The sequence below is a fragment of the Paenibacillus sp. FSL H7-0690 genome (assembly GCF_037980415.1).
GTDB lineage: Bacteria > Bacillota > Bacilli > Paenibacillales > Paenibacillaceae > Paenibacillus_AQ > Paenibacillus_AQ odorifer.
The window spans coordinates 5,975,453-5,990,172 of the sequence record NZ_CP150281.1 but is presented as its reverse complement, the minus strand read 5'-3'; the positions used below and the strand labels follow the sequence as shown (position 1 = coordinate 5,990,172).

At 43.5% G+C, this 14,720-nt stretch carries 15 protein-coding genes; 5 read left to right on the top strand and 10 right to left on the bottom strand.

Annotated features, from left to right (window positions below):
• Positions 1-229 precede the first annotated feature (229 nt).
• Positions 230-1,828 (top strand): peptide chain release factor 3, encoded by a 1,599-nt coding sequence (locus MHI32_RS26235; protein WP_076184819.1) that lies wholly within the window; start codon positions 230-232, stop codon positions 1,826-1,828.
• Between the two features lie 101 nt (positions 1,829-1,929).
• Here the strand turns inward: MHI32_RS26235 and MHI32_RS26230 are convergent, their stop codons facing one another.
• Positions 1,930-2,166 (bottom strand): small acid-soluble spore protein SspI, encoded by a 237-nt coding sequence (locus MHI32_RS26230; RefSeq protein ID WP_076130310.1) that lies wholly within the window; start codon positions 2,164-2,166, stop codon positions 1,930-1,932.
• Positions 2,167-2,400: 234 nt separating this feature from the next.
• Here MHI32_RS26230 and MHI32_RS26225 point away from each other — a divergent pair, with 234 nt between their 5' ends.
• Positions 2,401-3,060: a TrkA family potassium uptake protein gene (locus tag MHI32_RS26225; protein ID WP_036685517.1), complete on the top strand. Its 660-nt coding sequence runs from the start codon at positions 2,401-2,403 to the stop codon at positions 3,058-3,060.
• 41 nt (positions 3,061-3,101) lie between these two features.
• Positions 3,102-3,887, top strand: coding sequence for an RNA methyltransferase (locus tag MHI32_RS26220; RefSeq protein WP_076280285.1), 786 nt, complete (start codon positions 3,102-3,104; stop codon positions 3,885-3,887).
• A 181-nt stretch (positions 3,888-4,068) separates the two neighbouring features.
• Here MHI32_RS26220 and MHI32_RS26215 read toward each other — a convergent pair whose 3' ends face one another.
• The 7 genes from MHI32_RS26215 to MHI32_RS26185 form a co-directional block, all read right to left on the bottom strand.
• Positions 4,069-4,623 (bottom strand): methyltransferase domain-containing protein, encoded by a 555-nt coding sequence (locus MHI32_RS26215; protein WP_081383349.1) that lies wholly within the window; start codon positions 4,621-4,623, stop codon positions 4,069-4,071.
• Positions 4,624-4,629: 6 nt separating this feature from the next.
• Entirely contained in the window at positions 4,630-5,664 is a 1,035-nt protein-coding gene (locus tag MHI32_RS26210) for a HAMP domain-containing sensor histidine kinase (protein WP_340012771.1), read from the bottom strand.
• Between the two features lie 55 nt (positions 5,665-5,719).
• A complete protein-coding gene (locus tag MHI32_RS26205) occupies positions 5,720-6,400 on the bottom strand; it encodes a response regulator transcription factor (RefSeq protein ID WP_036685458.1) in 681 nt (226 codons plus the stop codon).
• A 31-nt stretch (positions 6,401-6,431) separates the two neighbouring features.
• On the bottom strand, positions 6,432-6,995 hold the full coding sequence (locus MHI32_RS26200; RefSeq protein WP_076144587.1) for a methyltransferase domain-containing protein: 564 nt from the start codon (positions 6,993-6,995) through the stop codon (positions 6,432-6,434).
• 30 nt (positions 6,996-7,025) lie between these two features.
• Positions 7,026-7,523 carry a DedA family protein gene (locus MHI32_RS26195; RefSeq protein ID WP_076130315.1) on the bottom strand — a complete coding sequence of 166 codons (498 nt, stop codon included), beginning with the start codon at positions 7,521-7,523 and terminating at the stop codon, positions 7,026-7,028.
• 279 nt (positions 7,524-7,802) lie between these two features.
• Positions 7,803-8,600, bottom strand: a complete 798-nt coding sequence (locus MHI32_RS26190) for a sulfite exporter TauE/SafE family protein (RefSeq protein WP_076098819.1) — start codon at positions 8,598-8,600, stop codon at positions 7,803-7,805.
• Positions 8,601-8,644: 44 nt separating this feature from the next.
• Positions 8,645-10,258: a carboxylesterase family protein gene (locus MHI32_RS26185; protein WP_340011329.1), complete on the bottom strand. Its 1,614-nt coding sequence runs from the start codon at positions 10,256-10,258 to the stop codon at positions 8,645-8,647.
• Positions 10,259-10,392: 134 nt separating this feature from the next.
• Here MHI32_RS26185 and MHI32_RS26180 point away from each other — a divergent pair, with 134 nt between their 5' ends.
• Positions 10,393-11,304 (top strand): LysR family transcriptional regulator, encoded by a 912-nt coding sequence (locus MHI32_RS26180; RefSeq protein WP_076280281.1) that lies wholly within the window; start codon positions 10,393-10,395, stop codon positions 11,302-11,304.
• A 20-nt stretch (positions 11,305-11,324) separates the two neighbouring features.
• Here MHI32_RS26180 and MHI32_RS26175 read toward each other — a convergent pair whose 3' ends face one another.
• Together MHI32_RS26175 and MHI32_RS26170 are read right to left on the bottom strand one after the other, a co-directional pair.
• Entirely contained in the window at positions 11,325-11,918 is a 594-nt protein-coding gene (locus tag MHI32_RS26175) for a YdeI family protein (protein ID WP_076098816.1), read from the bottom strand.
• A gap of 89 nt (positions 11,919-12,007) precedes the next feature.
• Entirely contained in the window at positions 12,008-12,976 is a 969-nt protein-coding gene (locus MHI32_RS26170; protein WP_076098815.1) for a LacI family DNA-binding transcriptional regulator, read from the bottom strand.
• Positions 12,977-13,088: 112 nt separating this feature from the next.
• Here MHI32_RS26170 and ascB point away from each other — a divergent pair, with 112 nt between their 5' ends.
• Complete coding sequence (ascB, locus tag MHI32_RS26165; protein ID WP_340011327.1) at positions 13,089-14,501, top strand: 6-phospho-beta-glucosidase; 1,413 nt, start codon at positions 13,089-13,091, stop codon at positions 14,499-14,501.
• Positions 14,502-14,720: the final 219 nt, after the last annotated feature.

The following is a 14,720-nucleotide window of genomic DNA, read 5'->3' as shown; positions in this document are numbered from 1 at the left end:
ATCCAGACCATTCAGGAGATATTTTGCGGCACGCGCTTTTTAGTAGATAATGTCTGCCGGATTTTGATATACTTTAGAGGATGCTTTCACTTGAAGCGGACTGGAGCTAGACCTAAGAGCTATTCATTCAGAAATGAAGGGGTATGAACAATGAGCAGAGCACCGATTTGATGAACCCCAGTGTAATTGAAGCAGAAGCAGGAATTTTATATATGAAGGGATATGTGTAATGAACAAAGCAATAGATCAGAAGCTGCAAAAGGAAGTGGATAGACGCAGAACCTTTGCGATCATTTCCCACCCGGATGCGGGTAAAACAACTTTAACGGAGAAACTGCTGTTATTCGGTGGCGCGATCCGTCTGGCGGGAACGGTTAAGGCCCGTAAAGCGAATAAGCATGCGACGAGTGACTGGATGGAAATTGAGAAGCAGCGGGGGATTTCTGTAACGTCTTCCGTGATGCAGTTTGATTATTTGAATCATCGCGTGAACATTTTGGATACACCGGGTCACCAAGACTTCAGTGAGGACACCTACCGTACCCTAACTGCAGCGGATAGTGCGGTCATGCTTATTGACGTGGCAAAAGGTGTGGAAGCCCAAACCACCAAACTGTTTCAGGTATGTGCTAAACGGGGTATTCCGATCTTTACCTTTATTAACAAGCTGGACCGTGAAGGACGTAGCCCGTTTGATCTGATGGAAGAGCTGGAGCAGGTTCTTGGTATTCGTTCTGTGCCAATGAACTGGCCGATCGGTAGTGGACGTGAGCTATGCGGCGTATATGACCGGATGAAAAATCAGGTAGAGCTATTCCAAGGTGACGATCACTCCGTAATCAAGGTTCAAAAGGTTGACGGATACCGTGATCCAATCATTCGTGAAATGGCTGGAGAGTATCTGCATGATCAACTGTGTCAGGATCTGGAGCTGCTGGATGTAGCAGGCGATGCTTTTGACTATGAAAAAGTATTAAGTGGTGAACTCACACCTGTGTTCTTTGGCAGTGCGATCAACAATTTTGGCGTACAGACTTTCCTCGATAATTTCTTGGATCTGGCACCGAAGCCTGAACCACGCCGCAGTACTATAGGGGTAGTAGAACCAACGAATGAGAAATTCACTGGTTATGTGTTCAAAATTCAAGCGAACATGAACCCGGCTCACCGTGACCGGATTGCTTTCCTGCGTATTGTGTCCGGGAAATTCGAACGGGGTATGAGCGTGAAGCATGTACGTGCCGGTAAAGATATCAAGCTGGCGCAACCACAGCAATTTTTGGCGCAGGACCGCGATATCGTAGAGGAAGCTTATCCGGGAGATATCATCGGTCTGTTTGATCCAGGTATTTTTAGAATTGGTGATACCTTGAGCCAAGCAGGAGATATGGAATTCGATGAGCTGCCAACGTTCTCACCAGAGATTTTTGCTAAAGTGAGTATTAAAAATGCATTGAAATCGAAGCAGTTCCAGAAGGGTGTCGATCAGCTGACTGAAGAGGGCATGATCCAGGTGTTCCGCACGGTCAACTTTGACGATATTTTGCTTGGCGTAGTTGGACAACTGCAGTTTGAAGTGTTTGAGTACCGCATGAAGGGTGAATATGGTGTGGATGTTCAGTTGCAGAGAATGCCGTACCAGTTTGCACGTTGGATCGTAGATGAAACTAAGCCGGATGCGAGCAAATTCAGAATCAACTCAACGTTGGTGACGGATAAGAAGGGCAATTTTGTCGTGTTGTTCGAGAACGAATATGCTATGCGGACAGCGATGGATAAGAACCCGACAGCTAAATTCCTGGAAATGGCTCCAAAAGCATTACTATAATTAGGACGCTATAACTTTCTGAATGTAATAATAAAACCTCCGCCTCCATAGGTGAAGTTACACCATGGTGAGCGGAGGTTTTTTGACTAGTTGTGGTCAGTTTACGATGTGATATCCCCAGGGGTAATAGTCTCCAGGTGATCATGTAGCATGGTAACCAACCTATCTTGCTTAGCGGGATCTAAATCCTTCCAGATCATTTCGAACACGGCGCCAAGTCCCGGGAGTGCTGCCTCCGGACCGTCCACAGAGCCTTCAATCATATGACGTAAATCCTCTTCAGATTGACCGTGCACTTTATGAATAATCGCCTGGCGCAAGTCAATGGTAACGGGCATAATGTACCTCCTTTTTTGAAAATATAGTGATATTGACCTCGTTATAATGTGCCCTGCAAAGGTGCTGGAAATTCAAGTTTTTGTCCAAATATAAGATAGTATAAGTTTGACACATATATATCATCCTTATATTCCTACGAGAAACGGTTGTCATCCATAAGGACGGCAATGACGTTTCTTCTTGGCTTATGCTATACTGTTTGAGATATAGAATGCTACGGGAGGTACATAGACATGGCCAAAAAACAATATGCCGTCATCGGTATGGGGCGTTTCGGATCTAGTGTTGCTAAGGCGCTCAGCGGCATGGGGTTTGATGTACTTGCGATTGATGCTGACGAGCAGCGAACACAGGAAATTTCAAGTATTGTAACTCATGCCGTATCTGCAGATTCCACGGATGAGGAGGCGCTGCGTGCCCTTGGTATTCGCAATTTTGATGTGGTGGTTGTAGCCATTGGCGAGGACATACAAGCTAGCATCCTGACAACACTTATCCTAAAAGATCTGGGTGTGCCTGCAATTCTGGCAAAAGCCAAAGGTGAACTGCACGGCAAAGTATTAAGCAAAATTGGTGCGGACAAGGTGATTTATCCTGAACGGGATATGGGAATGCGGGTTGCGCATCATCTTGCTTCGCCTAATATATTGGATTATATTGAGCTGTCGCCGGACTACAGTATTCTGGATATGAAGGTATCCGGACCGATGCTCGGAAAAAATCTACAGGAGCTCGACATCCGCGCAAGATTTGGCTGCAACGTAATGGCCATCCGCCAAGGTGAAGAGATGAACATCTCTCCCCGTGCAGAGGATCGCCTGATCGATGGCGATATCCTTGTTATTGTTGGGCATAAGGATAATTTGACGAAGCTGGAGATGGCGTATCAGTAGGAACAAAGAATAAATGGCAAGGCAGAAGAAAGGAAGACTTTATGGAAATCATGTCTCCGCAAAATACGCGGGTTAAAGAGTGGGCCGGGTTACAGGAGAAAAAGCATCGTGACAAGGCTCGTAAATATATCGTAGAGGGCGTTCATCTGGTTCAAGAAGCACTGCTGGCTGAAGCAGATGTGGAATGCCTAGCTTATGACCTCGACAAAGGAATGCCTGCTGAACTTAAGGGGCTGCTTCAGGCCGTTCAGGGAATGGAAGTGATTGGCGTTTCGGCGGCGATCATCTCAAAATGCAGCAGCACCAATACGCCGCAGCCGGTGTTCGCCATCGTGCGGAAGGAACAGCAGGCTGTAGAAGCTATCCTAGCGAAGAAGGATAGCCTTGTGGTTGTGCTGGACGGCGTGCAGGATCCCGGCAATGTCGGCACCATCATCCGCAGTGCGGATGCAGCGGGAGCAGACGGAGTGATCCTCGGACAAGGCTGTGCCGACCTCTATAATCCGAAGACCATCCGGTCCACGATGGGCTCGATGTTCCATCTTCCGGTGGTGGAGGGAGAGTTAAGTGAGATTTTGCCACAGGCCCGGGAAAATGGGGCGCTGCTGGTGAGCACTTCGCTGCAGGGCGAAGAATCGTGCTATGAGCACAATTTCCACGGCAGCCAGTGGCTGCTGATTGGCAGTGAAGGAAAAGGCATCTCGCCGGAAACGGCGCGACTCGTGGACAAGAGTATCATCATCCCGATGGCAGGCCGCGCGGAATCGCTGAATGCCGCAATGGCGGCGACGATTTTGCTGTTTGAGGGCATGAGACAGCGGGGATAAATTGTCACCGTTTGTAACGTAGTTTTCTCACACTAAATCCAGTCCTGATGATCAAGATAATCTTGATCATCAGGACTTTTTTATAATCCTGCAACAGTATTGGCTGCACATAAGCCTGGCCATTTCCATTCTCAATACTTATACATTCTTTAGAAATTACTGTTTTCCGAATATTCATGTGTCATTCTTTTTTACGACAAATATATACGAATGTTGGAGGGAAAGTGTAAGGCACAAATTCAATTTTCTCAATAAGTAGTTGTTTAGCCCATCTTTTTTTCATGTGCAGCGAGTGCTGATATGCAACTAAAATTCCGCCTGGTTTAAGTGACTTAACAATCTGATGTAGGATTTTGTCACGCATTTCAATTGAAAAATTAAAAAATGGTAATCCGCAAATTATGCAATCTAACTCACGGATGCCTTCTTGATTCAATTTCTTGAGTAAGTAGCTGGCGTTGGAATGGAAAATGCATTCCGGATAAATTGCTTTTAAGTGTTCTCTCATTTTTTTATTCCGCTCAAACAAAAGCACTTTTGTAGAATTCGTTAATTGTGATGTCATGAGATGTGTAATAGCACCTGTACCAGCTCCAAGTTCTGCAACGGCATTTACATTATGCCATTGTACAGACTGGACTATTTTATTGGCTAATAATTGCGAACTGGGTAGAATATTTCCTACCCGCTTTGGATCTTTGAGGAAGCCTTGTAAGAAAAGTAAGTATTCAGACATAATCAATTAGCAATCCTCTCCGAAAGGCAATCTCAGTTGGAATGTGAAGACGTCATGAGTGTGTTTAAGCGTTAAAGTACCCTTGTGCAACTCAGCAATATTCCTAGCTATCGAAAGACCAAGTCCTGCTCCGGTTTGAATTCCCTGACTTTTTCTTGAGTGGTCAACCTTATAAAATCGGTCAAATAGACGGTTTTCTTGATCCTGTGAGAGGGGAGTTCCTTTATTTTCAATCGCAATGGTACAGTGTTCAGAATCGGTTGTAATTCGTATGCTAATGCTTCCCGGGCTGATGGAATATTTTAAGGCGTTCATAAGTAGATTATCTATGGCTCTGGCTATTTTCTCACTGTCGATTAAGGTGATGATTGGATTCTTATCTATATCTTTTATAAGGTGGACATTGTTTTCTTGAGCGATCGGTTCGAATTCGAATAACAATTGATTCAAAAGCTGCGACAAATCGATTCTCTCCAGATTTAAACGGGAATCCACCGAATTAAGTCGGGTATATTCAAACAAATCATCGAGGAGTTTCTTCAAATGAAGCGCCTTGTTATAGGTGTTTTGAATAAAACGTGTGTATTCTTTTTTATCTTGGTACGATTCTGTACGTAAAAGCTCAATATACCCGATAATACTTGTAAGAGGGGTACGTAAGTCGTGTGAAATCCCCGTGATCATCTCCATCTTGGATTTTTCTATTTCGCGTTCCTTGATGATCTGTTGCTCTAAGCGCTCTGCCATCCGGTTGATGTTCAAAGCCACCAGTCCTAGTTCATCTTGGCGCACAACATTTACCCGATAACTCAAATTACCTTCGGATATAATCTGAAGTCCTTGTTCCAGCACAATTAAATCTTTGACGATTCGCCGGGTCAATGTAAAAAATGTAATAACGAATATAATGAAAAACATCGGAGTAAGAAGGTAGGCAAGAAAATTGAACACCCAATCCAATTTTGTTGCATTTCCAAAATGAAAGAACAAGATGCTAAGTGAGGTATTTATCGCAATGGTAATTATGAAACTCAACACCATCCTGATTAAGATATTGGATTGAATGCGTTTATTTATTTGTAGATTTCGTATGATTTTAATCAACTTTGTAACCAACTCCCCAGACTGTCTTAATATACAGAGGTTCTCTTGGATTTTCCTCTAATTTTTCTCTTAAGTTACGAATATGAACCATTACGGTATTGTCAGAATATCCGTAAGGCTCTTTCCATACACTCTCGTAAATTTGCTCCGAACTATAAACTTGCCCAGGCCGGCTTGCAAGCAGGGTTAAAATCGCAAACTCTAGTGGAGTTAATGAAACTTCAATTCCATTTAACTTTACGGAATGTTTATTTTTATCTATGATCAGGTTTTTAATTATAAGCAGAGAGTTGAATTCTTCCTTTCCAATTAAGGACTGACGCCGTAACTGAGCTTTTACACGGGCCAGTAGTTCCAGTGGATTAAACGGTTTGATCATGTAATCGTCTGCCCCGGTAGTTAGACCCGTGATTTTATCAATGTCCTCTTGCTTGGCTGAGAGCATAATAATTGGGATATTTGATATTTCCCTAATTTTGAGACAGGCTGTGATACCGTCCATTTGAGGCATCATGACATCCAGGATAACCAGTTGAATGGATGTTGTTTGTATTGTACTCAACGCCTCTTGACCATCTGCAGCTTCAAGCACTTGGTAACCTTCATTTCTTAAGTAAACATGAATCACATCTCGAATTTCAGAATCATCATCTGCAACAAGAATTGTATTCAATGGAAGCTGCCCCTCTTCTATATTTATTTTATTATGTTTCCCTTTTACGACAGACGTAGACGAAAGCGGGAGGAAAATTAAATGGCACATATTTTATTGTATCAATATTAAAATATTCGGAGAGTTGCTTCTTCATTTGAAGTGAATACTGAAATGCAATAAATAATCCCTCAGGTTTAAGGGATTGGTAGATCTGTTCAACCAATGTATTTCTTAATTCGGGCTCAAAATTGAAAAAGGGCAGCCCACTAAAAATACAATCCAACTGATGAATATGTGAACTTTTAATTGTTTCTACTAAACTAGCAGCATTATGATAACAGGAAAAGTCCGGATAGCTTGTCTTCAGGTTATGCCTCATGGTTTTATCCATCTCAAATAGTAACACTTTCGTTGTACTAGTTACCTTAGTATTGATTACACGGGTGATTGCACCTGTACCTGATCCAAGTTCAGCGACTGCTTTAACTTCATGCCAAGGGGCTTGGTTAACCATACTGTGTGCCAGAAACCGGGAACTCGGGGTAACACTGCCTACCTGTTTTGGATCATGAATAAAACTTCTTAAAAATAAGAGTTTTTCATTGAAGCTCATTCGGAATTCCTCCATAATTTTAGAATTGATTTAGATGTTTATTAATTTTGATAGGATGTGATCTCCAAAGTACGTTCCTACAAAAAAGAACAGTAAGGTCCAACTTAAAGCACTGGGATATGAAATAAGGGCAAATCGTTTATAGCTTGTACCGCTGAGCCCGATCAACATGGGAATGATGTAACGTACAACTGGAATAAACATGCCGATATACATAGCTGTACGCCCACGTTTTTTTAGAATCTGCTCTGCTTTTTTAAAATGTCTATTAGCTTCAAATTTGCACTTCAGCTTTTGCCCAAAAAATTTACCTGCAAAGTAGGCAACCGTAAAGGCCGTTAATAGCCCTGATAAAATGCAGAAATAAGTCATCCAGGAATTGATAATCCCCATGTGGCTTAGGGTAGCTCCAGTGAGGATTGTAATTTCATTAGGGATTGGAATTCCAAAAGGGCCTAACGTGAAAGCAAGATAAAAAATCAGATATCCATACTGATTGATTAGCTCTAAGACGGTATTACTGGCCAATATGCCACCTCCTTCGCTTACTTCAATACAGAAATCTTAACTAAAAAAACTGAGGAATTAGGTGGGGGAATTCTAAAGAAATCCTGAAGAGACTTAAAATTCGATAGGATTGGCCAAGTCTCTTATCCATAGGGAGCTAAATTATGATAGAAGAGGGGATCCGTTTCTGCCCTGCAATTTGAAATGTCGTTGATATCAAGGAATCAGTCCCACAGTCACAATAAAAAAGTCCTGAGGATCAAGAAACTCTTGATCCATCAGGACTTTTTACATAATGACCTACCCTTTCATCATCAAACGAAGCGAAACGATGATGAGAAAAACGGCTAATAGCTTTAAAAGCAGCTTGGCAGGAAGGCGTTTTGCCAGGCGTGCGCCAATTTGACCGCCGATAATTGCGCCAGGTGCTAGGGCTAACACCATAAACCATTCAACATTCAATAAAAAGGCATGTGTTGTGGTGCTTACGATAGCTGACAGGAAAATTTGAAGCATAGAAGTTGCAACAGCGATATGGGGGGCAAAGCCGAGAAGTAAGGTCATTGTCGGAACCATAAGACTCCCGCCGCCAATCCCAAATAGGCTTGCTACAAAGCCAACGAGAAAACTGATGATTATGCCGGTAGGCATATGATAAGCATATTCGAAATGAGCCCCGCTATTATCGGAAAAGCTTCGCTTCACGGTTGGTTTGAAAGGCCAATGGATGGGTTTGTTCGGCTTGAACAAGAGCAATAAAGCGACAAGGATTAAGAAAATACCGAAGCTTACGAAAAACATTCTCCCGCCCATTTGCTTGGTAAAGAGTGCACCTATTACTGAACCCGGAATCGAAACGGCGGCGAAGGTGAGCGCTGCTTGATAATCGATTCTCTTCTGCTTTGCGTACACATAAGTACTTGAGATGGAGTTGAAAAGCAGCATCGCCATTGATGTTCCAGCCAGATGTGAAGGCTCCATATCAGGAAAAAGGAAAGCCAACGCAGGCACAACGATGAACCCGCCGCCAAGTCCGACCAATGAACCGGAAATGCCAGCTGCTAGCCCGATGACTAAGAGCAGTAAGTAAGTTAGCACAACAGCATGTTCCTTCCTCTACGTGAATTCTACAATCATTTATCTTACCAGAAAAAACGTCCCGCAAATAAATTGTTTTTTAGCCAATTGCGCTGTTCTGCTGCTAAACGGGGATCATTGTCCATTTGGGACAGGATATCTTTTTTTACAAGTTTGCAGACGGATTGAACAATAGTTTGATCCTGGCTAGCATCTAACCAGAGAATTTCCGCAGACCGGGGATTAGGGGTGTATCGTTGCCAAGCAGGTTGTCCCTCAGCATTAGGATTACCGGTATATAGGAAATGCCGTAAATAGTCCCTCATTAGGGAAGAGAGCATGTTACGCCCAGGCTCGTTATGCTCGGAAATTACATCCGCAGGAAATCTTTCCTGGACACCGGAAAAGTCACCTGTATAGAAGGGGATGTCTGCACCATGCGGGGCACCCATAAGAAAACGGATATAAGGATCGATCACTCCGTCTCTTAACCCCCAGGCGAAGCGGTAAGCATAGATGGGCATCTCCGGAATTGCACTTAATAATATCTCTGTAGTCTGCTCTACATTAAATTCTGCATACAGATCGCTCCCATATTGGACTGCAGCTTCATAGAGCTTCTTTTCTTCCAGATTTCCGGCTAACTCTTCCTTTTGCACTAGGGAGAAGAAATGAGTATCCCATAAAGTGAACTCGGAGAATTCGCTGGCAGTGCTGCCAAGGATGATCGGCAGGGAAGGGTGATCGCGGTTATTTAGATTGTCGAAGCCACCAATAGGAATGACCGTGCCATCTTCGATCAAATGGGGAAAAGCAGCCATCTGAAGCCCCGTCTCACGAATGATTTTGACAAAGTGAAAGGCATTCTGACGATATAGGAAGGCGGAAATCTTATCCGCAGATTGTGTGGAAATCCATACTCTTGCCTCATCTTGAGTGCTGACCATTCCTGTTTTTATTAATAACTCTATTAAAATGTCATCTGCTTTTTCTTCGCTTTGCTCCGTAACAGCCGTTGTTAAACCTCCGCTCATAATAAGAAGCTTATGAAAGAGCCCTCTGCCCAGCGGTGAAAGGTAAGCAGCTAATGCATTTCTTGCACCTGCAGACTGGCCCCCTAATGTTATGTTCCCTGGATTTCCCCCAAAGCAAACAATGTTATTGTGCAGCCACTTTAGCGCATGAAGAACATCGAGGAGACCGTAATTTCCTGAGTCATCCAAGGGGTCCCCGGTTCGGAGTGAGGGATGCCGGAAAAATCCCATTGCTCCTAAACGGTAGTTCACTGTAACCACTATACTATTTGTCTTACACGCCAATTCTCCACCTTGAAAATCCCGTCCCGAACCCCCAATATTTCCGCCGCCGTGGAGGAAGACGAATACGGGTAAGCCTGCCTCGGCATGATCCGGTCGCCAAATATTCAAAAAGAGGCAATCTTCACTGCCGCCAGGTTCCCCTTGAATGAATTGGACACTGCTATTATTAAAATGGCATGCAGGCAATACACCTGTCCAAGGTTCTATCTCACGCGGTGCTTTCCATCTGAGCTTATCTATGGGAGGTTCCGCATAAGGAATCCCTAACCATGCGATCGCCCCAAGTTCTGGCAGACGTATGCCCTTAAGCTGACCACTGGAGACTGTAATAATTTCTTCCATGGGTTCTCGTGTGCTCATTTATAGTTCCCCTTTCTCCTGCAGATTCTTATGTATTTTTAATTCTCTTTATTATAGTGTTCTGCTATGATGATGAAAAATATATTATTATATATAAAATACATAACTCTAAGGTTATAGAAGAGGTGGTTTCGTTGGATTTACTTTCGCTTCGGTACTTTCAAACGGTTGCAAAGCTTGAGAATATGACCCTGGCAGCCGAAATACTCCAAATCTCACAGCCTGCTATTAGTAAAATGATCAAAAATCTTGAGGGCGAATTAAACGTCAAATTGTTTGATCGCACAGGAAAATACATTCGATTAAATGAATATGGAAAGCGGTTTCTTGTGAAAGTTGATTTAGCCCTACAAACGTTAGAGGAGGGGAAAACAGAGCTATTGGACTTGTCTGAGCGACCGACAGGAACTGTGGTGATTTTTATCCAAGCGGGTTCCTATTTGCTTCCGGATATGATCACATTATTTCGTCAGAAGTACCCGGAAGCTCAATTCAAGCTATTGCAGCAGGATCAGGAGATCTCACGTTATTCGGCTTTTGATTTGTGTATTTCTTCTACTCCGCTCAAGATTCCAGGAACAGTGTCCACACCGGTATTAACGGAAGAAATCCTGCTGGCGGTTCCTAATGAGCACAGGCTCGCAACCCGTAAAAGTGTACGTCTGAATGAACTCGCGGAAGACGGTTTTATCAGTTTGAAAATAGGCAAGCAGCTGCGCGAAACGACGGATTCTCTCTGTCACGCCGCCGGATTTGCTCCGCGTATCATTTATGAATGCGATGAGCCTTCGATGGTACGCAGTCTAGTCCGTTCGGGACTAGGGGTTTCTTTTATCCCCGCTGTAACTTGGGGGGGTTCTCAAGGATCCTCTGTTGTGCTTCTTCCCATTGAAGAACCCATAAGTACCCGCACCATTGAAATCTCATGGTATACCAACCGGTACATGACTAATGTCGCTAAAAAGTTCAAGGCCTTTGTTGAGGATTATTACAAGCAGTTAAAAGAAGACAATTTAAAAAAAGAGCCAATAAACCCTAAGGCTTAATTGACTCATTGTCAGCAACGCTAATCATTTAATCCCTTACCCTCAAGGATTTGCGGGATGAATTTTTCAATTCGGGATACGCGGGTTTTGGATTGTTTCGCTTGAGAAAAATGATAAATATATGCGTTTTGCCGTCCAGGCGTTAAGGCTTCAAAAGCAGTTTTCAAGCCAGGAAGTTCAGCGAATTTGGTCTGAAGCTCTTCAGGAATGAGGTAATCCTCTTTCTTTTTTAATTCGACTTCCAAACCCGCTTTTTCAACTTCTATGGCATTTTGAATGTAGGCTTTCAGAACAGCTTCCATTTCAACGATTTGTTGCACATTCGTAAACCGAATTTGGCGCGCTGCCTGCACATTTTCTGTTTGTTGAATTAGAATCCCATTGGGATCCTGTAACAAGGCACCTTTGTGAAAGAGAAGCGCACAATATTCTTTAAATCCATGAATTAATACTATGTTTTTATCATCAAATGTGTAACATGGATGCATCCACTTATAATCTTCGGTCAGCCCGCAATCAAGCACGATCGTTCTCAACTGCTCATATTCTTCCCGCCATTGTTTCGCTTTACTTAAGAATTTATCAACCCTAGGATTCAATACATTATTTGTCATAAAAAACACCTATCTTCATCAAAATTTTCAATACAATTTTACTGTTTTTTTATGGAATGTACAGTCGGAATCTTCTGAGAATGGGCAACCTATGTTGTCTCCCGTTCGATCAGTTGGAACGATAGGGGCTGCAGCTCCATATCCAGTCCAAGCAGGGTTGGAGCCAGCAGAAGAAAGGCGTTCTCCGCCTGTCCCGCAATCGGATTCCGAACAGTGGTAATTCCGAGCGTCTGCGACAGCTCCGAATTATCAAAACCAACGATGGCTAGATCACGGGGCACATCCAGCTGCTGTCTACGTGCTTCGCTCAGAACGCCCACCGCCACCAAATCATTGGAGCACAGAATAGCATCCGGCTGATCGGGTTGTCCAATTAGGGTTCGCACCAATTGCTCTCCGTCACGGATTCCATAAATCGTGGAGTAATACCATTTCTCAACGATGGGAAGATTATATTTGGTCATGATTTGCTCATAAGCTAGTCGTCTACTCTGGGTATTTATGCTGCTTGGGCGGCCAAAAGCATTAGCGATACGCGTATAACCCCGCTCTATCAAATGCTCTAGAGCGAGTGCATATCCATCATATTGGTTCATGGCAACTGACGGTATTTCAGGATGGTCCATGCGTTGCCAAGACACAATCGGGCCGTATTTGCAGTAGGAAGTTATGACATTTTTATCGTTAACAGCGGTCAGAATAAGCAGAGCGTCGACTCTTTTTTGTTTGAGATCCTCGAAGGCCTGAAGTTCCTTTTGTTTATCACCGCCGGTGGTATAAATAATCGTCTGATACCCGTAACGGCCGGAAATTTCGACGAAGCTGTTCATGAAGCACAAAATAAGCTCGTTGAGGTCTAAGGTAATCATGCCGATTTGCTGGGTTTGGCCTTTGGATAAAGATATGGCATTCCGATTGGGAACATAGTCCGTCTCTTTCATAATGGCGAGAATTTTCTCCCTAGTTTCCTTGCTGACATGGGGAGAATCGTTCAGGACTCGGGATACCGTAGCTTTGGAAAAGCCCGACAGCTTAGCAATTTCGTCAAGTGTGGACATCGGCTTATCTCCTTTGCAAGATTAATCCTTGACATGTAACGCGTTCCAAGGGTTAGGATTCGGATTAGAGCAGTAAACCTATACTATCACAATAGCAAAGGCGGGAAGAAATATGAACTTACAATTTCCAGAAGGATTCCTATGGGGTGGGGCTGTAGCCGCTAACCAGCTTGAAGGGGCATATCAGGATGATGGCAAAGGCTGGTCTACCCAAGATGTCATGCCGCATGGCATTAAGTCTGCGCCTACAGAAGTTCCTACCGACGATAACATGAAGTTGATTGGTATCGATTTCTATCACCGATATAAAGAAGATATTAAGCTGTTTGCGGAAATGGGCTTTAAAGTATTCCGGACGTCTATTGCCTGGTCCCGGATTTTCCCGAAAGGGGACGAGCTGGAGCCGAATGAACAGGGCTTGCAGTTCTACGACGACCTGTTCGACGAATGTCATAAATACGGCATCGAACCGCTAGTTACGATCTCCCATTATGAGACCCCGCTGCATTTGGCACGAGAGTATGATGGATGGGTTAACCGTAAGATGGTGGAATTTTACGAGCGTTATGTGAGAACGATCTTTAATCGTTACAAGAACAAGGTCAAATACTGGCTGACCTTTAATGAGATCAATTCTATCCTAGAGTTCCCATTTATGAGTGGCGGAATCAATACTCCATTGGAAAAATTGAGTAAGCAGGATCTGTATCAGGCCATTCACCATGAGTTCATTGCAAGTGCTTTGGCGGTAAAAATCGGTCATGAGATCAATCCTGATTTCAAAATAGGCTGCATGGTGCTGAGCATGCCAATTTATCCGCTCACTCCGCATCCGGACGACTTGATCAAGGCGATGCAAAGTGATCACAAAAATATGTTTTTTGCGGATGTTCATAGCAGAGGTTATTATCCAGGCTATATGAAACGGTTCTTTAAGGAAAATGGAATTCACATTCATTTCGAGTCAGGGGACGAAGAAATTCTGAAGCATACCGTGGATTTCATATCGTTCAGTTACTATATGAGCACATGTGAAACAGCCGATCCGGAGAAACAGATCAGAGGAGAAGGAAACCTGCTGGGCGGGGTACCGAATCCGTATCTGGAAGCGAGCGAATGGGGTTGGCAGATCGATCCGCAGGGCTTGCGTTATGTGATGAATATGTTCTATGACCGATACCAAAAACCGCTGTTTATCGTGGAAAATGGCCTTGGCGCCGTCGATCAGCTGGTTGTAGACGGGAACGGTGAGAAGATCGTAAACGACGATTACCGGATCAATTATTTGCGAGATCATTTGGTTCAAGTAGCAGAAGCTATTGCTGATGGCGTGGAAGTTATGGGATACACAAGCTGGGGCTGCATCGACTTGGTTAGCGCAACAAGCGCCGAGCTGAAGAAACGTTATGGTTTCATTTATGTAGATCGTCATGATGATGGTTCAGGTACACTGGAGAGATACCGTAAGAAGTCCTTCCACTGGTACAAAGAAGTAATTGAATCCAACGGACAAAGCCTGTTCTAATAAAAAAAGTCCTGATAATCGAGTTATTCTTGATCTATCAGGGCCTTTTTTTGTTATCCAATATTATACAGACACTGGTTTATTGTTGACATCATTAATTGAACATGTTAATTTGTAAATATTAAATTAATCGGATATCAGGATTGCTACTGCATAGCAGGCAAAACCTAAGTTTCATTTATGATTACGGGGATAATCTCACTCGTACATAGATGTGAT